Source organism: Enterobacter cloacae complex sp. P29RS (assembly GCF_014893445.1).
Classification (GTDB): Bacteria; Pseudomonadota; Gammaproteobacteria; order Enterobacterales; family Enterobacteriaceae; genus Enterobacter; species Enterobacter intestinihominis.
Map to the genome: position 1 here is coordinate 191835 of NZ_JADBPZ010000002.1, position 19166 is coordinate 211000.

General features: G+C 56.5%; 13 protein-coding genes. 2 read left to right on the forward strand and 11 right to left on the reverse strand.

Annotation, left to right across the window (positions count from 1 at the left end):
• Positions 1 to 3: 3 nt before the first annotated feature.
• Both IM282_RS02495 and IM282_RS02500 read right to left on the reverse strand, forming a co-directional pair.
• Positions 4 to 711, reverse strand: a complete 708-nt coding sequence (locus IM282_RS02495) for an N-acetylmannosamine-6-phosphate 2-epimerase (RefSeq protein ID WP_023298492.1) — start codon at positions 709 to 711, stop codon at positions 4 to 6.
• Entirely contained in the window at positions 711 to 2270 is a 1560-nt protein-coding gene (locus IM282_RS02500; RefSeq protein WP_192970083.1) for a PTS transporter subunit EIIC, read from the reverse strand. Before IM282_RS02500 ends, IM282_RS02495 begins: the two co-directional genes overlap by 1 nt.
• 166 nt (positions 2271 to 2436) lie before the next feature.
• Here IM282_RS02500 and IM282_RS02505 point away from each other — a divergent pair, with 166 nt between their 5' ends.
• Complete coding sequence (locus tag IM282_RS02505; RefSeq protein ID WP_015571725.1) at positions 2437 to 3261, forward strand: MurR/RpiR family transcriptional regulator; 825 nt, start codon at positions 2437 to 2439, stop codon at positions 3259 to 3261.
• A 52-nt stretch (positions 3262 to 3313) separates the two neighbouring features.
• Here IM282_RS02505 and eno read toward each other — a convergent pair whose 3' ends face one another.
• The 5 genes from eno to rlmD form a co-directional block, all read right to left on the reverse strand.
• Positions 3314 to 4612 carry a phosphopyruvate hydratase gene (gene eno, locus IM282_RS02510; RefSeq protein ID WP_022649201.1) on the reverse strand — a complete coding sequence of 433 codons (1299 nt, stop codon included), beginning with the start codon at positions 4610 to 4612 and terminating at the stop codon, positions 3314 to 3316.
• An 82-nt stretch (positions 4613 to 4694) separates the two neighbouring features.
• Entirely contained in the window at positions 4695 to 6332 is a 1638-nt protein-coding gene (gene pyrG / locus IM282_RS02515) for a glutamine hydrolyzing CTP synthase (RefSeq protein WP_022649202.1), read from the reverse strand.
• 223 nt (positions 6333 to 6555) lie between these two features.
• Positions 6556 to 7347, reverse strand: coding sequence for a nucleoside triphosphate pyrophosphohydrolase (mazG, locus tag IM282_RS02520; RefSeq protein ID WP_022649203.1), 792 nt, complete (start codon positions 7345 to 7347; stop codon positions 6556 to 6558).
• Between the two features lie 66 nt (positions 7348 to 7413).
• Positions 7414 to 9645 carry a GTP diphosphokinase gene (relA, locus tag IM282_RS02525; RefSeq protein ID WP_022649204.1) on the reverse strand — a complete coding sequence of 744 codons (2232 nt, stop codon included), beginning with the start codon at positions 9643 to 9645 and terminating at the stop codon, positions 7414 to 7416.
• 51 nt (positions 9646 to 9696) lie between these two features.
• Complete coding sequence (gene rlmD / locus IM282_RS02530; protein WP_022649205.1) at positions 9697 to 10995, reverse strand: 23S rRNA (uracil(1939)-C(5))-methyltransferase RlmD; 1299 nt, start codon at positions 10993 to 10995, stop codon at positions 9697 to 9699.
• A gap of 57 nt (positions 10996 to 11052) precedes the next feature.
• Between rlmD and barA the strand changes: the two genes are divergently transcribed.
• On the forward strand, positions 11053 to 13812 hold the full coding sequence (gene barA, locus IM282_RS02535; protein ID WP_022649206.1) for a two-component sensor histidine kinase BarA: 2760 nt from the start codon (positions 11053 to 11055) through the stop codon (positions 13810 to 13812).
• Between the two features lie 50 nt (positions 13813 to 13862).
• On the opposite strand, the gene IM282_RS02540 is transcribed toward barA, so the two are convergent.
• From IM282_RS02540 to gudP, 4 genes are all read right to left on the reverse strand, one after another.
• Positions 13863 to 15008, reverse strand: coding sequence for a glycerate kinase (locus tag IM282_RS02540; RefSeq protein ID WP_192970084.1), 1146 nt, complete (start codon positions 15006 to 15008; stop codon positions 13863 to 13865).
• A 77-nt stretch (positions 15009 to 15085) separates the two neighbouring features.
• Positions 15086 to 16423: a glucarate dehydratase gene (gene gudD, locus IM282_RS02545; protein ID WP_063147438.1), complete on the reverse strand. Its 1338-nt coding sequence runs from the start codon at positions 16421 to 16423 to the stop codon at positions 15086 to 15088.
• A gap of 15 nt (positions 16424 to 16438) precedes the next feature.
• A complete protein-coding gene (locus tag IM282_RS02550; protein WP_069597116.1) occupies positions 16439 to 17779 on the reverse strand; it encodes an enolase C-terminal domain-like protein in 1341 nt (446 codons plus the stop codon).
• Positions 17779 to 19134, reverse strand: coding sequence for a galactarate/glucarate/glycerate transporter GudP (gene gudP / locus IM282_RS02555; RefSeq protein WP_003862734.1), 1356 nt, complete (start codon positions 19132 to 19134; stop codon positions 17779 to 17781). Before gudP ends, IM282_RS02550 begins: the two co-directional genes overlap by 1 nt.
• Positions 19135 to 19166: the final 32 nt, after the last annotated feature.

The window sequence follows — 19166 nt, forward strand, 5'->3', positions numbered from 1 at the left end:
TGATCATGCTCCATCGGTGCTTTGCGCGCCAATTGCCGCCATAAACCGTTCCGTAATTTGCTGCGGTCGGGTGATCGCCCCGCCGACGACAACCGTATGCGCCCCCAACTCCAGACACCTGGCCGCGCGATCGGGGGTATCCACGTTACCTTCGGCAATCACGGGGATCGTGACGGCAGACAGCACCTCTTTCAAAAACGCGCAGTCATTTTCCGGTAGCGAATGGCCCGCGGTCTCTGCCGTATAACCGTAAAGGGTGGTTCCGACACAATCAAACCCCAGCGCCTGCGCGGTCACGGCCTCCTGCACGGTGGCAATATCCGCCATCAGCAGCAGCGAAGGGTAACGGGTGCGGATCTGCGCGATCAGCATGTCCAGCGATACGCCACCGGGCCGTTTCCGGGCGGTCGCATCCAGCGCAACGATGTCCGGGGCGACCGCCATCAGCTCATCCACTTCTTTGAGCGTCGCGGTGATAAACACCTCGCTATCCGGATAGTCCCGTTTGATGATGCCGATGACCGGCAGTGAGACCAGCCCTTTGATAGCCTTGATATCCACCACGCTATTGGCGCGGATCGCAGCGGCACCGCCCTGGGCTGCCGCCAGCGCCATTCGCGACATAATAAACGGGCTGTGCAGCGGTTCATTTTCCAGCGCCTGGCAGGAGACGACCAGTTTTCCTTTCAGGTTATCCAGTACAGTTTTCATTACGATAAGATCTCTTCCACTTCGTTTTTGATAAGGGTGACGTGCGGGCCATAGATGACCTGGACACCGTTGCCGCGGACGATAACGCCGCGCGCGCCGGTCGCTTTCAGTGCTGCTTCATTGACTTTGCTACCGTCTTTCACCGTGACGCGAAGACGCGTGGCGCAGCAGTCAACGTCATCCAGATTGTCTCTTCCACCCAATCCGGCGACCACCGCCGCGGCACGCTCGCTTTGCGGCAGGGTAGCCTCGTCAGCCAACGCCTCCTTTTCACGGCCCGGCGTGGCAAAATCAAAACGTTTAATCAGATAGCGGAAAGTACAGTAGTAAAGGAAGAACCACGGTACGCCTACCAGCGGGACGAACATCCAGTTAGTTTTCGCTTCACCCTGCAAAATGCCGAACAGCACGAAATCAATAAACCCGCCGGAGAAAGTTTGCCCGATGGTGATATGCAGCATGTGCGCGAGCATAAACGCCAGCCCGTCAAACAGCGCATGAATGACGTACAGCACCGGCGCAATAAACAGGAATGAGAACTCGATGGGCTCGGTAATGCCCGTCAGGAAAGAGGTTAACGCCGCTGACAGCAGCAGCCCGGCTACGCGCTTCTTGTTCTCGGGTTTAGCCGTGTGGTACATCGCCAGGCAGGCGCCGAGCAGGCCAAACATCATCGTGATAAAGCGCCCGGACATGAAGCGCGACGTGCCCTCATAGAAGTGCTGGGTGTTCGGGTCCGCAAGCTGAGCAAAGAAGATCCGCTGCGTGCCCTCAACCAGGTGACCGTTAACAATTTCACTGCCGCCAAACGCGGTGGTCCAGAACGGCAGATAAAAGATGTGGTGCAGGCCAAACGGGCCAAGCATGCGCAGGATGAAGCCGTACAGCAATGTTCCCAGATAGCCGGTGGCATCCACCAGACCGCCAAGTCCAAAGATCAGCTTCTGAAAATGCGGCCAGACCACGGTCATCAGCGCGCCGACGAGTATCGCCGCCAGTGAGCTGATAACGGGTACGAAGCGTGAGCCGCCAAAAAAGCCAAGGAATTGCGGAAGCGCGATTTTATTAAACCGATGATGCAGTGCGCAGGTCACAAGCCCAATAACGACCCCACCAAACACGCCCGTTTCAAGCGTCTGAATACCCAGCGTCATGCCCTGCCCTACGGCACCCGGGTTCTCATGCGCCAGTTTTCCGGTCAGGATCAGCAGCGCATTGATAGTGGCATTCATCACCAGATAAGCGAGTAATGCCGCCAGCCCTGCCGTACCTTTATCATTTTTTGCCAGCCCAACGGCGACCCCAACAGCAAACAGTACCGACAGGTTTGCGAACACAATCGAGCCTGCACTGCTCATGATGGTAAAGATGGCCTGTAGCCAGCCAACGTCTAAAAATGGATACGCGGTAAGCGTATTCGGATTCGATAGCGCCCCGCCGATCCCCAGCAACAGACCTGCTGCGGGCAGTATGGCGATAGGTAACATAAAGGATTTGCCAAAGCGCTGCGCTTTTTCAAACCATCCGCCGGAAGACGCTCCGCTGAACATTTGCATCATTTTATTATCCCCCTGGTTGTTGATGAAAATTTTTACCATATATAATTTTAATTGTGAAAATTACCACCAAAAACCAGGACGCCGATCATACTTTTTCGAAATGACTGGCATCTCTCCCCCGCTTTCCGCCACACTAGTTGGCAGAGAAACGCATTAAGGATCTAGCATGTCGGACCATGAAAACCTGCTGCTGAAGCTACGCCAGGAGGCTTCCGGGTACAGCCCAACGCAACAAAAACTGGGGGAGTTTGTTCTCAACGATCCTGCCAGGGTGCTCTACCTGACGATCACCGAGCTGGCGCGTGAAAGCGGCACCAGCGAGGCCAGCGTCACACGCCTTTGCCGCACGCTGGGCTGTAAGGGATATAACGAATTTAAAATGGCGCTTGCGCTGGATATTCAGCAGGGTTTGCCAGAGCGTCAGGCAGGAGATGCGATAGATAACGTGGTGGATGAGTCTGTCCAGGCGCTGCAAGATACCGCAAAACTCCTCGACCGGGCCCAGCTTGAACAGGCGACACTGGCCCTGCATCAGGCGCAATCAGTGCAAATTTACGGGGTGGCAGCCAGCGCGATTCTGGGGGAGTATTTGCATTACAAGCTGCTGCGACTCGGCAAACCTGCACAGCTGTTTAGCGATATGCATCGCGCCGCCATGAATGCGACGACGCTCTCGAAAGAGACGCTGGTGGTGGCCATCTCAAGTTCTGGCTCTACACGGGATCTGCTTCACGTGGTGAAACTCGCCCGCAAGCGTGGCGTTAAGGTACTGGCGCTCAGCAATACACCCCGCAGCCCGCTGGCCTCCCTGAGCGATTTACAGCTGGTTGCAGCCAAGCCCGAGGGACCGCTGAGCGCAGGTGCGCTCAATGCCAAGGTTGGCGTGATGCTGCTGGTTGAACTGCTTACCACTTCCCTTATCGCAGTAGACAGCCATTACGGTGACGTAAGCCAGCAAACGGCCAGCGCCACGCTGCCGCTTCTGCTATAGAAAACAAAAAACCCGCCGAAGCGGGTTTTTTCATAAGAACGAAAGTTCAGGCTTATGCCTGGCCTTTGATCTCTTTACGACCGTTGTAAGGTGCTTTTTCGCCCAGCGCTTCTTCGATACGAATCAGCTGGTTGTATTTAGCAACACGGTCAGAACGGCTCATAGAACCGGTTTTGATCTGGCCAGCAGCGGTACCCACAGCCAGGTCAGCGATGGTAGCGTCTTCAGTTTCGCCAGAACGGTGAGAGATAACAGCGGTGTAGCCAGCGTCTTTCGCCATTTTGATCGCAGCCAGCGTTTCGGTCAGAGAACCGATCTGGTTGAATTTGATCAGGATGGAGTTAACGATGCCTTTCTCGATGCCTTCTTTCAGGATCTTGGTGTTGGTTACGAACAGATCGTCACCAACCAGCTGGATTTTGTCGCCCAGTACTTTGGTCTGGTATGCGAAACCATCCCAGTCAGACTCGTCCAGACCGTCTTCGATAGAAACGATTGGGTACTGTTTGGTCAGGTCTTCCAGGAAGTGGGTGAACTCTTCGGAGGTGAATGCTTTGTTGCCTTCGCCAGCCAGAACGTATTTACCGTCTTTGTAGAATTCAGATGCTGCACAGTCCATCGCCAGGGTGATGTCTTTGCCCAGCTCGTAGCCTGCTGCTTTAACCGCTTCAGCGATAACAGCCAGCGCTTCTGCGTTAGAACCCAGGTTTGGCGCGTAGCCACCTTCGTCACCAACAGCAGTGTTCATACCTTTAGCTTTCAGAACTTTAGCCAGGTTGTGGAACACTTCAGAACCCATACGCACCGCTTCTTTCAGGGATTTCGCGCCAACAGGCTGAATCATGAATTCCTGAATATCAACGTTGTTGTCTGCGTGCTCACCACCGTTGATGATGTTCATCATTGGTACAGGCATAGAGTATTTGCCTGGGGTGCCGTTCAGTTCAGCGATGTGCTCGAACAGTGGCATACCTTTAGCAGCAGCGGCTGCTTTGGCGTTCGCCAGGGAAACTGCCAGGATTGCGTTCGCACCGAAGTTAGATTTGTTTTCAGTACCGTCCAGATCGATCATGATCTTGTCGATGCCAGCCTGATCTTTGGCATCTTTGCCAACGATAGCCTGAGCAATAGGACCGTTAACAGCGCCAACCGCTTTCAGTACGCCTTTGCCCATGAAACGGGATTTGTCGCCATCACGCAGTTCCAGCGCTTCGCGGGAACCTGTAGATGCGCCTGATGGAGCAGCAGCCATACCGACGAAACCACCTTCCAGATGAACTTCGGCTTCAACGGTCGGGTTACCACGGGAGTCGATGATTTCACGACCGATGACTTTAACGATTTTGGACATTAGATTTTCCTCAGTACAAGTTAAACTAAAACTCCAGACAAACAACGCGTACCAGGGGTACGCGTTGCCGTTCTAACTTTTTTTACTTCGCCTGACGCTTCTGGTACTCGCTGGCGGCTTTCACGAAGCCTGCAAACAGCGGATGCCCGTCACGCGGCGTTGAAGTAAATTCCGGGTGGAATTGGCAGGCCACGAACCACGGATGGTTTGGCACTTCGATGATCTCGACTAACTGATCATCCCCGGAACGGCCCGCAACACGCAGACCCGCAGCTTCAATTTGTTTCAACAACATGTTGTTGACTTCATAGCGGTGACGATGGCGCTCGGTAATCACCGGCTCGCCGTACAGCTTGCGAACCACGCTATCGTCTGACAGCTGGCAGGCCTGTGCGCCAAGACGCATGGTGCCACCCAGATCGCTCTTCTCGGTACGGACTTCGACGTTACCGTCTTCGTCGCGCCATTCCGTAATCAGCGCCACGACAGGGTACTTACAGTCTGGCACAAATTCCGTAGAGTTCGCGTTTTCCATTCCCGCTACGTTGCGCGCAAATTCAATCAGCGCAACCTGCATACCCAGGCAGATGCCGAGGTATGGAATATTGTTTTCACGCGCATAGCGTGCAGTGGCGATCTTGCCTTCAACACCACGGTAGCCGAAGCCGCCAGGGATGAGAATCGCATCCAGATCTTTGAGAATTTCGACGCCGCGCGTTTCAACATCCTGCGAATCAATCAGCTTGATGTTGACGGAGACGCGATTCTTCAGACCACCGTGCTTCAGCGCCTCGATAACTGACTTATAGGCGTCCGGCAGTTCAATATACTTGCCGACCATACCGATAGTCACTTCGCCGCCCGGATTGGCTTCTTCGTAAATCACCTGCTCCCATTCAGACAGGTTAGCTTCCGGACAGTTCAAGCTGAATCGTTTACAAATATAATCGTCCAGACCCTGTGATTTCAACAGGCCCGGGATTTTATAAATGGAATCGACGTCTTTCATTGAAATAACGGCTTTTTCAGGCACGTTACAGAACAATGCAATTTTCGCGCGTTCGTTCGCCGGAATCGCGCGATCGGAACGGCAAACCAGGATATCAGGCTGAATACCGATGGAGAGCAGCTCTTTAACAGAGTGCTGAGTCGGTTTGGTTTTCACTTCACCTGCTGCCGCCATGTAAGGCACCAGCGTCAGGTGCATGAACAGCGCGTTCTCACGACCAATATCTACCGCCAGCTGACGAATCGCTTCGAGGAACGGCAGGGATTCGATATCCCCTACGGTACCGCCGATTTCAACCAGCACAACGTCATGCCCTTCGCCACCGGCAAGGACACGCTCTTTGATGGCGTTAGTGATGTGTGGGATGACCTGCACGGTCGCGCCCAGGTAGTCACCACGGCGCTCTTTACGCAGAACGTCAGAGTAGATACGGCCAGTCGTAAAGTTGTTACGACGGGTCATTTTGGTACGGATGAAACGCTCGTAGTGGCCAAGATCCAGATCGGTTTCAGCGCCGTCTTCAGTAACGAACACTTCCCCGTGTTGGGTTGGGCTCATGGTGCCTGGATCGACGTTGATGTACGGATCCAGTTTCATCATGGTCACATTGAGGCCACGGGCTTCAAGAATGGCTGCGAGGGAGGCTGCGGCAATGCCTTTACCCAGAGAGGATACGACCCCGCCGGTCACAAAAATATAGTTCGTTGTCATGCTGAACCTGAGAAGTTAGGGTGAAACGATGGAATAACCAGGACGGGAAAGTAGTATACCCGAACACGACGAGCGCCACAAACTTTCATTCTCCGTCTCCTTCCCAGGCCATGACAAACATAAGGAGTGAGAAAATAGCCCCTTTTGGGTAAATGTTTTTGACGCAAATCAAGCGCTTGTCATTTAAAAAATCACACAAATTGCGCTTGATCGCAAAATTTCGTTAGAGATCATGTTCCTGGCGTTTTACTTCCTGCCAGACTTCTTCCATCGCCTCGAGGTCAATGCCGCTCATTTCCAGGCCGCGCGAGGCCACAATCCGCTCAACTTCGCGGAAGCGACGTTCGAATTTAATGTTCGCTTTTTGCAGGGCGGTTTCCGCTTTTACACCGAGGTGGCGAGAAAGGTTGACGGTCGCGAACAGCAGATCGCCCATCTCCTCTTCCAGCTTTGCTTCATCCACAACGGCCTGCTGCGCTTCATGCATCACTTCGTCGATCTCTTCGTGCACTTTTTCCAGCACCGGGCCGAGAGAGGTCCAGTCAAACCCTACCGCCGAGCAGCGCTTTTGAATTTTGTGCGCGCGCATCAGCGCAGGAAGGTTCAGGGGAATGTCGTCCAGCGCCGAGTGCTGGGATTTTTCAGCGCGTTCGGCGCTTTTGATCTGCTCCCAGCGCGCCAGCACTTCCGCACTGTTGCCTGCGGAGGCATCGCCAAAGATATGCGGATGACGGCGCTCCAGCTTGTCGCTGATAGCGGCGCAGATGTCGTCAAAGTTAAAGCGCCCCTCTTCCTGCGCCATCTGTGCGTAGAACACCACCTGGAACAGCAGGTCGCCCAGCTCACCGCGCAGGTCGTCGAAATCTTCGCGCGAAATCGCATCCAGCACTTCGTAGGTTTCTTCCAGCGTGTAAGGCGCAATGGTGGCGAAAGTCTGCTCTTTATCCCACGGGCAGCCGTTTTCCGGGTCGCGCAGGCGTTTCATGATGCCAAGCAGGCGGTCGATTTGAGTCATAGTTCTGTCCTGATGTCAAAATGCCGGGTGGCAGCGTTGCCTTACCCGGCCTACAGAAGAGGATGTTCAGCCGCCGTGCAGACGACGCGCGTCAATCACATCCGGCACCTGGTTCAGTTTACCGAGCACCCGGCCCAGCACCTGCAGGTTATAGATTTCGATGGTCATATCGATGGTGGCAAGCTGCTCGCGGGTATCGCTGCGGCTGGCAACGCCCAGCACGTTGACCTTCTCGTTGGCGAGAATGGTGGTGATGTCGCGCAGCAGGCCACTGCGGTCGTTGGCAGTGACGCGCACCACCAGCGAGTAGCCAGCGGAGTAGCTTTCACCCCAGACGGCTTCCACGATACGTTCCGGCGCATGCGATTGCAGCTCAGCAAGCTGATCACAGTCGGAGCGGTGAATTGAGATCCCGCGCCCCTGGGTGATAAAGCCGACAATATCGTCACCCGGTATCGGCTGGCAGCAGCGGGCAATATGGTGCATGAGGTTACCCACCCCTTCAACCACCACGCGGCCATTGTCCTTGCTGCGCTGCTGCGGAGCGTAGGTTTTCTGCTGGAGCTGTTTCAGCGCTGCCGCATCCTGCTCTGCCGCGCTTGGCTTGTTGAACTGCGCTTGCAGGAAGTTCACCATCTGGTTCAGGCGGATATCGCCGCCGCCAATCGCCGCTAACAGTTCGTCGAGCTCGTTGAAGTTGTAGCGCGGCAGCAGGAACTTCTCCGCCTCTTTCAGGTTTATCCCGATATGCTCCAGCTCGTCGTCAAGGATCTGACGACCGGCAAGGATATTCTTGTCACGATCCTGCTTGCGGAACCAGGCGTGAATTTTAGAGCGCCCGCGGCTGGTGGTCACGTAACCGAGGTTTGGATTCAGCCAGTCGCGGCTTGGGTTTGGCTGCTTCTGGGTGATGATTTCAATCTGGTCACCCATCTGTAGCTGATAGGTAAACGGTACGATACGTCCGCCGATCTTCGCCCCGATGCAACGGTGCCCCACGTCGCTGTGAATGTGGTAGGCGAAATCGAGCGGCGTAGAGCCTGCCGGCAGATCAACCACATCCCCTTTCGGGGTAAAGACGTAGACGCGATCGTCGAAGACCTGACTGCGCACTTCGTCGAGCATTTCGCCGGAGTCGGCCATCTCCTCCTGCCACGCAATCAGCTTACGCAGCCAGGCGATACGGTCCTCGTGACCGGAGCGCGCGCCGCCGGAAGTGCCTTCTTTGTACTTCCAGTGCGCGGCGACGCCCAGCTCGGCGTCTTCGTGCATCTGTTTAGTACGGATCTGAATTTCCACAGTTTTGCCGCCGGGGCCGAGCACCACAGTGTGGATGGACTGATAGCCATTCGGTTTGGGGTTCGCGACGTAGTCATCGAACTCATCCGGCAGATGGCGGAAGTGAGTATGTACTATCCCCAGCGCGGCGTAGCAGTCCTGGAGACGCTCCGCCACGATACGCACGGCGCGCACGTCAAACAGCTCGTCAAAGGCGAGGTGTTTCTTCTGCATTTTGCGCCAGATGCTGTAGATGTGCTTCGGACGCCCGTAGACCTCGGCGCGCACATTCTCCTCTTTCATCGACTGGCGCAGCCCGCTGACAAATTCCTCGATATAGTGTTCGCGGTCGATGCGGCGTTCGTGCAGCAATTTTGCAATGCGTTTGTATTCCGCCGGATGCAGATAGCGGAAGCAGTAATCTTCCAGCTCCCACTTCAGTTGCCCGATACCCAGACGGTTCGCCAGCGGCGCATAGATATTCGTACACTCTTTGGCGGCCAGGACGCGCTCGTCTTCCGGCGCATCCTTCACTTCGCGCAGATGGGCAACCCGTTCGGCCAGCTTGATCACCACGCAGCGAAAATCATCCACCATCGCCAGCAGCATGCGGCGGACGTTATCCACCTGCTCGGAAGAGACAGAATCCGTTTGCGCGGCTTTCAGTTGACGGATGGCGGCCATATCACGCACGCCGTGGATGAGCGCCACGACGGACTGGCCGACGCTTTCACGCAGCACGTCTTCCGTCACCACGTTAGCATCTGCCAGTGGGAACAGCAGTGCGGCCTGTAGCGTTTCGATATCCATGTTAAGCATGGAGAGAATTTCAACCATCTCCACGCCGCGCCACAACAGCAGTTCAGCGTCCGGATGCCCCTGCGTTGTGCGTAAACAATAGGCCCAGGTTTCGGTTAAGCGTTCACACGACTGCTGGCTGGAAATCCCCAGACTTGCGATCCATTTTTGAGGGTCAAACTCACCAGCTTTATTTAAATGTGCACTTCTTACCGCAACCATCGTCCTCTCCTTTAGGGACAAGGGCCTGTCGAAGTCGACAAGCCAAACTCATTAGATGTGCTCGAACAACACCATTGATTCCAGATGTCCAGTGTGCGGGAACATGTCCAGCATTGCCAGACGCCGAATCTGGTAACCCCCGCTCAATAATGCTTCGCTGTCACGGGCCAGCGTCGCCGGGTTACAGGAAACATAGACCACGCGTTCAGGCGCGAGTTTAATTATATGCTGCATCACGCCCGGCGCACCTGCGCGCGCCGGATCGAGCAGGATCTTATCAAAGCCCTGCTTAGCCCACGGTTGCTGAGTAACATCATCCTCAAGATTTTGATGAAAGAATGTCACATTTTGCAAGCCGTTCTGTTGGGCGTTCTCCTGGCCTTTCGCCACCAACGCCTCAACGCCTTCCACCCCGACCACGCTTGCGGCTTTGCGGGCCAGCGGCAGGGTAAAGTTACCCATACCGCAGAACAGATCGAGCACCCGATCGGTGGGCTGGACGTCAAGCCACGCCAGCGCGTTCGCCACCATCTGCTGGTTCACGCCGTCATTGACCTGGATAAAATCCCGCGGGCTGAACGTTAAGCGTAGCCCGTCTGACGCATACCAGGGCGCGTCTCCGCTAACCTGCTCAAGTATCTCGCTTTGCGGCGCGAGGAAAAGCGCAAGCTCATGAGAATGCGAAAAGCGTTCCAGTTTTTCGCGATCTGCCCTGGACAGCGGTGCGGTGTGGCGCAGCACCATCAGCGGGCCGCCGTTGGCCAGCACCAGTTCGACATGGCCCAGCGAACGCACACCATCCAGCGATGCAAGACAGTGGTGCACGGCCGGGAGCAGTGCCTCAAGTTGGGGCACCAAAACAGGGCATTGCGTGATGGAGACGATATCGCTGGAGCTGGCTTTGCGAAAACCCATCTCCAGCCTTTCAGTTTTTGGCTGGTAGCTTAGACTCAGGCGAGCGCGGCGACGGTAGCCCCACGGCTGGTCAGCAACAATGTCACTGACGTCATGTTTTAGCAGGCGGGCCAGCGCGTTGCTTTTACTTTTTTGCTGTAATTCTGTGCTGGCATGCTGTTGCTGACAGCCTCCGCAAACGCCAAAATGGGGGCAGCGAGGCGTCACGCGCTCCGGGCTATCATTAAGACGGCGCTTGACCTGGCCGCGCGCATACTGGCGTTTGTCTTCCGTCAGCGTAATATCTGCGCGTTCTCCTGGCAGCAAACCTGTGATAAACAGTGTCTTACCCTTGTGACGCGCTACCCCCTGTCCAAAAGGATCGAGGTCAGAGGCTTCAACAGTTATGATCTGACGCGTCGTCACGCGTCGTTTTGCAGAGTAGAATTGCGCCATCGCCGAGATTGTTCTCAAATAAACATAATTAGCCTGATTGTCCCATAACGGAACTCCATGACCAACTACAGCCTGCGCGCGCGCATGATGATTTTGATCCTCGCTCCTACCGTTCTCATCGGTTTGCTGCTGAGCATTTTCTTTGTGGTGCATCGCTATAACGATTTGCAGAGACAGCTTGAAGATGCCGGGGCCAGCATTATCGAACCGCTGGCCGTCTCCAGCGAGTACGGTATGAACCTGCAAAACCGTGAATCCATTGGTCAGTTAATCAGCGTGCTGCACCGCCGTCATTCAGAGATTGTGCGCGCCATTTCCGTTTACGATGAGCATAACCGTCTTTTCGTCACCTCGAATTTCCATCTGGATCCCACGTCGCTGAAAATCCCGGAAGGTACCCCTTTCCCGCGTCATCTCACGGTCCTGCGGCGCGGCGATATCATGATCCTGCGCACGCCGATTATCTCAGAAAGCTATTCACCCGACGAATCCGCCCAGTCCGATGCGAAGTCCAGCAATAATATGCTGGGATATGTGGCGCTGGAGCTGGATCTCAAGTCGGTGCGGCTCCAGCAGTACAAAGAAATATTCATCTCCGGCGTGATGATGCTGTTCTGTATCGGCATCGCGTTGATCTTCGGCTGGCGGCTGATGCGCGACGTCACGGGGCCTATCCGTAACATGGTGAATACCGTTGACCGGATCCGCCGGGGTCAGCTGGACAGCCGCGTGGAAGGCTTCATGCTCGGCGAGCTGGATATGCTGAAAAACGGCATCAACTCAATGGCGATGTCGCTGGCGGCTTATCACGAAGAGATGCAGCACAACGTTGACCAGGCCACCTCTGACCTGCGCGAAACGCTGGAGCAGATGGAGATCCAGAACGTGGAGCTGGATCTGGCGAAAAAACGCGCTCAGGAGGCGGCCCGTATTAAGTCTGAGTTCCTGGCAAACATGTCACATGAGCTGCGCACGCCGCTGAACGGGGTGATTGGCTTCACCCGTCTGACGCTCAAAAGCGAGCTCAACCCGACCCAGCGTGACCACCTGCATACCATTGAACGCTCAGCCAACAACCTGCTGACCATTATTAACGACGTACTGGACTTCTCGAAGCTGGAAGCGGGCAAGCTGATTCTGGAGAGTATCCCCTTCCCGCTGCGCAGCACACTGGATGACGTGGTCACGCTTCTCGCCCACTCCTCGCATGATAAGGGGCTGGAACTGACGCTCAATATCAAAAATGACGTACCGGATAACGTCATTGGCGACCCGCTGCGCCTGCAACAGGTCATCACCAATCTGGTGGGCAACGCGATTAAGTTCACCGAGAGCGGCAACATCGACATTCTGGTCGAAAAAAGGGCGCTCAGTAATAATAAGGTCCAGATTGAAGTTCAGATCCGGGATACCGGCATCGGCATTCCGGAGCGCGATCAGTCGCGTCTGTTCCAGGCGTTCCGCCAGGCCGATGCGAGCATTTCCCGTCGTCACGGCGGAACGGGCCTGGGTCTGGTGATCACCCAAAAGCTGGTGAAAGAGATGGGAGGCGATATCTCCTTCCACAGCCAGCCTAACCGGGGCTCGACCTTCTGGTTCCATATCAATCTTGATCTTAATCCGAACGTGCAAACCGACGGTCCGGTCACCGACTGCCTGAAAGGGATGCGTCTGGCCTATGTGGAACCGAACGCCGCCGCGGCGCAGTGTACGCTGGATGTATTAAGCAGCACGCCGCTGGAGGTGGTCTACAGCCCGACCTTCTCCGCGCTGGCGAACGATCATTACGATATTCTTTTGCTGGGGATTCCGGTGACGTTTACCGGAGAACTGACCATGCAGCAGGAACGGCTGGCGAAGGCGGCCTCAATGACGGACTACCTGCTGCTGGCTCTGCCGTGCCACGCCCAAATCAACGCCGAAGAGCTTAAAAACGACGGGGCGGCGGCATGTCTGCTGAAACCCCTCACCGCCACACGGCTGTTACCTGCGTTGACCGAATATTGCCGTCTGACGCATCAGTCCCTGCCGCTGGAAAACGACGAACATAAGCTGCCGATGACGGTGATGGCCGTGGATGATAACCCGGCAAATCTTAAGCTGATTGGCGTGCTGCTTGAGGATCAGGTTCAGCACGTTGAACTGTGTACCAGCGGCGCCGAAGCCGTAGAACAAGCCAAACAGATGCAGTTTGACCTGATCCTGATGGATATTCAGATGCCGGGCATGGATGGCATCCGCGCCTGCGAATTAATTCGTCAGCTTCCGCACCAGCAGCAGACGCCGGTGATTGCCGTGACGGCGCACGCGATGGCGGGACAAAAAGAGAAACTGCTGGGTGCGGGCATGAACGATTATCTGGCGAAACCGATTGATGAAGAGAAGCTGCACAGCCTGCTGCTGCGCTACAAACCGGGTCACATTGGCGGGACGTACACCATTTCTGCTGAATCGCCGGAAATCAGCGTTAACCAGAATGCCACGTTTGACTGGCAACTGGCGCTGCGCCAGGCAGCAGGCAAAGCCGATCTGGCCCGCGATATGCTGCAAATGCTGGTGGACTTCCTGCCTGAGATCCGTAACAAGGTTGAAGAACAGCTGGTGGGCGAAAACCCTGAAGGGCTGCTGGAGGCCATCCATAAACTGCACGGTAGCTGCGGCTACAGCGGCGTGCCGCGGTTGAAAAATCTCTGCCAGCTGCTTGAACAGCAGCTCCGCGCGGGTACGCCAGAATCCGATCTTGAGCCGGAGTTTCTGGAGCTGCTGGACGAGATGGACAACGTGACGCGGGAAGCGATGAAGGTGTTGGGTAGCTAAGACAAAAGCCCGGTGGCGCTTCGCTTACCGGGCCTACAGGAGCACGAACGTTAACGCGACATCCCCTGTCCCACCTTTATCACCGCCGCAATATTCCTTGCGGCCATCTGTACATTCTGTTGCGCATTTTCCAGCGCATCCTCCAGCGAGCAGATGGTGTAAATCACGCTGAATACCGCATCCAGTCCGTGCTCGTGCACCACGCCAACATCCGCCGTCAGGCTGCCGGCAATGCCGATAACCGGTTTGTTATAGCGTTTCGCGACTCTCGCCACGCCAACGGGCACTTTGCCGTGGATCGTCTGGCTGTCGATACGCCCTTCGCCCGTGATCACCAGATCGGCGTCCGCGACCTGTTCATCGAGATGCAGGGCATCGGTGACAATCTCAATCCCCCGACGAAGCTGCGCCCCGCAAAATGCATACAGCGCCGCCCCCATTCCGCCAGCTGCTCCGCCCCCCGCCAGGTTTAAGACGTCAATATCCAGATCCCTGGCGATAATGTTTGCGTAATGCGCAAGCGCGTTGTCCAGCGTCCTGACCATCTCCGGCGTCGCCCCTTTCTGAGGACCGAATACCGCAGAAGCGCCAGTCTCGCCAATCAGGGGGTTGGTCACATCGCAGGCCACTTCAATTCGACAGTCTGCCAGCCGCTCATCCAGCCCACTAAGATCGATATGCGCAAGGCTTGCCAGTTCGCCGCCGCCCGGCCCAACGGGCTGTGCTTTCGCATCCAGCAGTTTTACGCCCAGCGCCTGCACCATGCCTGCGCCACCGTCATTGGTCGCGCTGCCTCCAATGCCAATAATGATATGCTTAACGCCCGCATCCAGCGCATGACGGATCAGTTCCCCGGTCCCCCACGAGGTGGTGATTAACGGGTTACGCTTTGCAGGAGCAACAAGCTCCAGACCGCTCGCGGCCGCCATCTCGATAAACGCGCTTTTCCCGTCTCCGGATAACCCGAAAAACCCTTCCACGCGTTCTCCCAAAGGCCCGGTAACGGGAACATGGACAAGACGCCCATGGGTGGCTGCAACCATAGCTTCCACCGTCCCTTCGCCACCATCGGCAACCGGTAATTTGACGTACTCCGCTGAGGGGAAAATTTCGCGAAAACCGATCTCTATCGCTGTCGCCACCTCCAGCGCGCTCAAGCTTTCCTTATACGAGTCCGGAGCGATAACAATTTTCATAAGCCATCCTTACGCATGTTAGTTACGTTAAGCATACACCACGTAAGGGACCGCCCATGGGAGCGGTCCCAGTTGGCTTATCGTACCATGCACGGACGTTTATTGTCGAATGACCACTCTGGGATCAGGTACTGCATCGCCAGCGCATCATCACGTGCGCCCAGCCCGTGTTTCTGGTAAAGCTCGTGCGCTTTCATGACCTGATCCATATCCAGTTCAACGCCCAGCCCCGGCGTAGCTGGAACCTGCACCATCCCCCCCTTGATCTCAAACGGCTGTTTAGTCAGGCGCTGATTGCCCTCCTGCCAGATCCAGTGGGTGTCGATAGCGGTAATGTTGCCCGGCGCAGCAGCCGCTACGTGGGTGAACATCGCCAGCGAGATGTCGAAGTGGTTGTTGGAGTGCGAGCCCCAGGTCAGGCCGAACTCATGGCACATCTGCGCCACGCGAACCGAGCCCTGCATCGTCCAGAAGTGCGGGTCTGCCAGCGGAATGTCCACCGATTGCAGCGAGAGCGTGTGCCCCATCTGGCGCCAGTCGGTCGCGATCATGTTGGTGGCGGTTGGCAGCCCGGTGGCGCGACGGAACTCCGCCATCACTTCACGTCCAGAGAACCCCTGCTCTGCGCCGCACGGATCTTCCGCGTAGGCCAGCACGCCTTTGAGCTGCTTACCGATTTTGATCGCCTCATCAAGGGACCAGGCACCGTTCGGATCCAGCGTGACGCGCGCCTGCGGGAAGCGCTTCGCCAGCGCGGAAATCGCCTCAGCTTCTTCTTCACCCGCCAGTACGCCGCCTTTCAGCTTGAAGTCATTAAAGCCATATTTTTCATACGCGGCTTCAGCCAGGCGCACCACCGCATCCGGGGTCATCGCTTCATCGTGACGCACACGATACCAGTCGCATTTTTCGTCCGGCTGGCTCTGGTACGGCAGCGGGGTGAGTTTGCGGTTGCCGATAAAGAACAGGTAGCCGAGCATTTCCACTTCGCTGCGCTGTTGGCCGTCCCCCAGCAGGGAGGCGACATTGACGCCCAGATGCTGGCCTAACAGATCCAGCATCGCGGCTTCAATGCCCGTGACCACGTGGATAGTGGTACGCAGATCAAACGTTTGCAGACCACGGCCACCCGCATCACGATCGGCAAAGGTCGTACGCACGCTGGTCAGCACATTTTTGTACTCGCCCAGCGTTTTACCTACCACCAGCGGAATGGCGTCCTCCAGCGTTTTACGGATCTTCTCCCCGCCCGGGATTTCACCGACACCGGTATGCCCTGAGTTGTCCTTGATCACCACAATATTACGGGTGAAGAACGGCGCATGGGCGCCGCTCAGGTTCATCAGCATGCTGTCATGTCCCGCGACAGGAATGATCTGCATGGAGGTGACTACAGGGGTAGAAAATGTGCTCATCGTTAGATCCTTTTATCAGTGACGTCCAAATACAGGGCGCTTACGGTCAAATGTCCAGCCGGGGATAAGGTACTGCATCGGGCCTGCGTCGTTGCGCGCGCCGCCCGGCAGTTTTTTATACGCTTCATGCGCCTTGTGGATCTGATCCCAGTCAAGCTCCACGCCCAGCCCCGGCGTATCCGGTACGGCAATGGTGCCGTTTTTGATTTCAAGTGGATTTTTGGTCAGGCGCGCTTCGCCTTCCTGCCAGATCCAGTGCGTATCGATGGCGGTCGGGTTACCCGGCGCCGCCGCGCCAACGTGGGTAAACATCGCCAGCGAAATGTCGAAATGGTTATTGGAGTGGCAGCCCCAGGTGAGCCCCCAGTCATCGCACAGCTGCGCCACGCGCACTGCGCCGGAAAGGGTCCAGAAGTGCGGATCAGCCAGCGGTATGTCCACCGCATTCAACATCACCGCGTGGCCCATTTCGCGCCAGTTAGTGGCGATCATGTTGGTCGCAACCGGCAGCCCGGTAGCGCGGCGGAATTCGGCCATCACCTCGCGGCCAGAAAAGCCCTGCTCGGCGCCGCACGGATCTTCCGCGTAGGTCAGCACGTCGCCCAGTCCTTTGCACAGCGCGATAGCTTCATCCAGCCGCCAGGCGCCGTTCGGATCGACGGTGATGCGTGCCTCCGGGAAGCGTTTTTTCAACGCGCGCACGCTGTCAATCTCCTGTTCGCCCGGCAGAACGCCGCCTTTCAGCTTGAAGTCTTTAAAGCCGTAGCGATCCTGCGCCGCCTCTGCCAGGCGTACCACCGCCTCGCCAGAGAGCGCTTCCTGATGACGCAGGTGATACCACGCGTGGCTGCCCGGCGAGCACTCCAGATACGGCAGATCGGTTTTCGTCCGGTCGCCAACGTAGAACAGATAGCCCAGCACCGTTACCGCATCACGCTGTTTGCCTGGCCCCAGCAGTTCGCAGACCGGCACATTCAGCGCCTTACCCAGTAAATCAAGGAGAGCCGCCTCCAGCGCCGCCACCGCGTTAACGCGCAGTTCAAACGTCCAGGCGCCCTTGCCGAAGGTATCAAAATCAGCCGACTGGTTGCCCTTATGCACCCGCTGAACCACCTTGTTCAGGCGGGCGACCTCCTGCCCAACCACCTGCGGGATGGCGTCGACCAGCGTCTGGTAAATCACCTCTCCGCCCGGCGCTTCCCCGACGCCGGTATTCCCTGCGCTGTCGGTCAGCACCACGATGTTGCGGGTGAACCAGGCGTTATGCGCGCCGCCAATGTTGAGCAGCATGCTGTCCTGACCCGCCACCGGGATGACTTTCATCTCCGTCACGATCGGGCTTGATTGCGTTGTCATCATCCGCGCTCCCCAACAGGTTTCAGTTCGATTCGTTTGATGTCCCCCACCAGCACCAGGTAACTGAGTACCGCCACCAGCGCATGGACGCCTACATAAATCAGCGCACCATTGAAGGAGCCGGTGGTGCCGACGATGTAACCGATAGCGATTGGGGTGACAATGCCGGAAATGTTGCCAAACATGTTGAACAGACCGCCGCTCAGGCCGCTGATCTCTTTCGGCGCGGTATCTGCCATCACCGCCCAGCCCAGCGCGCCGATGCCTTTACCGAAGAAGGCCATCGCCATAAAGCCGATAATCATCCACTCCGCGCTGACGTAGTTACAGAACACCATGGTCATGGAGAGCAGCATGCCGAGCACGATTGGCGTTTTACGCGCAATATTCAGCGAACCGGTGCGACGCATCAGCCAGTCGGAGATGACCCCGCCGAGCACCCCGCCCACGAAGCCGCAGATGGCTGGCACGGAGGCGACAAAACCCGCCTTCAGAATCGACATCCCGCGCGCCTGCACCAGGTAAACCGGGAACCAGGTGATGAAGAAGTAGGTTAAGGCGTTAATGCAGTACTGGCCGAGATAGATACCGATCATCATCCGTGAGCCGACGAGCTGTTTGATCTGCCCCCATTTCTGGCTGAACGGGACTTTTGCTTTCTGGGTTTTCTGATCCATGTTGATCAGCGCCCCGCCTTCAGCAATGTAGTCCAGCTCTTTCTTGTTCACGCCCGGGTGCTGGTTTGGTTCGTGGATCACTTTCAGCCAGATAAAGCTGATGACGATCCCCAGCCCGCCCATGAAGAAGAAGACGTGCGACCAGCCCACTTCGTGCGTCAGCCAGCCCATAATTGGCGCGAAAATAACCGTCGCAAAGTATTGCGCCGAGTTAAAGATTGCTACCGCCGTTCCCCTCTCCTGCGCCGGGAACCAGGCGGCCACAATGCGGCTGTTGCCCGGGAAAGATGGCGCTTCCGCTAAACCCACCAGGAAGCGGAGGGTAAAGAGCGCAATGATAATGCCGAAGCCGCTGAAGATATCCACGAAGCCCTGTAACAGGGTAAACATCGACCAGATGAAAATGGACCAGAAATAGACCCGTTTTGAGCCAAAGCGGTCCAGCAGCCAGCCGCCAGGGATTTGGCCGATTACGTAGGCCCATGAAAATGCGGAGAAAACATAACCCATACCCACCGGATCAAGTCCGATGTCCTTTGCCATCTCAGAGCCGGCAATGGATAACGTGGCACGGTCGCCGTAGTTGAAAGAGGTGACGATAAACAGCATCACCACTATCCAGTATCGGGCGTTGGTGCGCTTCTCAGCGCTGCTCGCCGCGTGGCTTAATGTACTCATTGTTGCACTCCTGAAACATAGCTTTCGCCTGG

Coding starts and splice junctions, on each gene's coding strand:
- IM282_RS02495 (WP_023298492.1), bottom strand. CDS start 711: ATGAAAACTGTACTGGATAACCTGAAAGGAAAACTGGTCGTCTCCTGC.
- IM282_RS02500 (WP_192970083.1), bottom strand. CDS start 2,270: ATGATGCAAATGTTCAGCGGAGCGTCTTCCGGCGGATGGTTTGAAAAA.
- IM282_RS02505 (WP_015571725.1), top strand. CDS start 2,437: ATGTCGGACCATGAAAACCTGCTGCTGAAGCTACGCCAGGAGGCTTCC.
- eno (WP_022649201.1), bottom strand. CDS start 4,612: ATGTCCAAAATCGTTAAAGTCATCGGTCGTGAAATCATCGACTCCCGT.
- pyrG (WP_022649202.1), bottom strand. CDS start 6,332: ATGACAACGAACTATATTTTTGTGACCGGCGGGGTCGTATCCTCTCTG.
- mazG (WP_022649203.1), bottom strand. CDS start 7,347: ATGACTCAAATCGACCGCCTGCTTGGCATCATGAAACGCCTGCGCGAC.
- relA (WP_022649204.1), bottom strand. CDS start 9,645: ATGGTTGCGGTAAGAAGTGCACATTTAAATAAAGCTGGTGAGTTTGAC.
- rlmD (WP_022649205.1), bottom strand. CDS start 10,995: ATGGCGCAATTCTACTCTGCAAAACGACGCGTGACGACGCGTCAGATC.
- barA (WP_022649206.1), top strand. CDS start 11,053: ATGACCAACTACAGCCTGCGCGCGCGCATGATGATTTTGATCCTCGCT.
- IM282_RS02540 (WP_192970084.1), bottom strand. CDS start 15,008: ATGAAAATTGTTATCGCTCCGGACTCGTATAAGGAAAGCTTGAGCGCG.
- gudD (WP_063147438.1), bottom strand. CDS start 16,423: ATGAGCACATTTTCTACCCCTGTAGTCACCTCCATGCAGATCATTCCT.
- IM282_RS02550 (WP_069597116.1), bottom strand. CDS start 17,779: ATGACAACGCAATCAAGCCCGATCGTGACGGAGATGAAAGTCATCCCG.
- gudP (WP_003862734.1), bottom strand. CDS start 19,134: ATGAGTACATTAAGCCACGCGGCGAGCAGCGCTGAGAAGCGCACCAAC.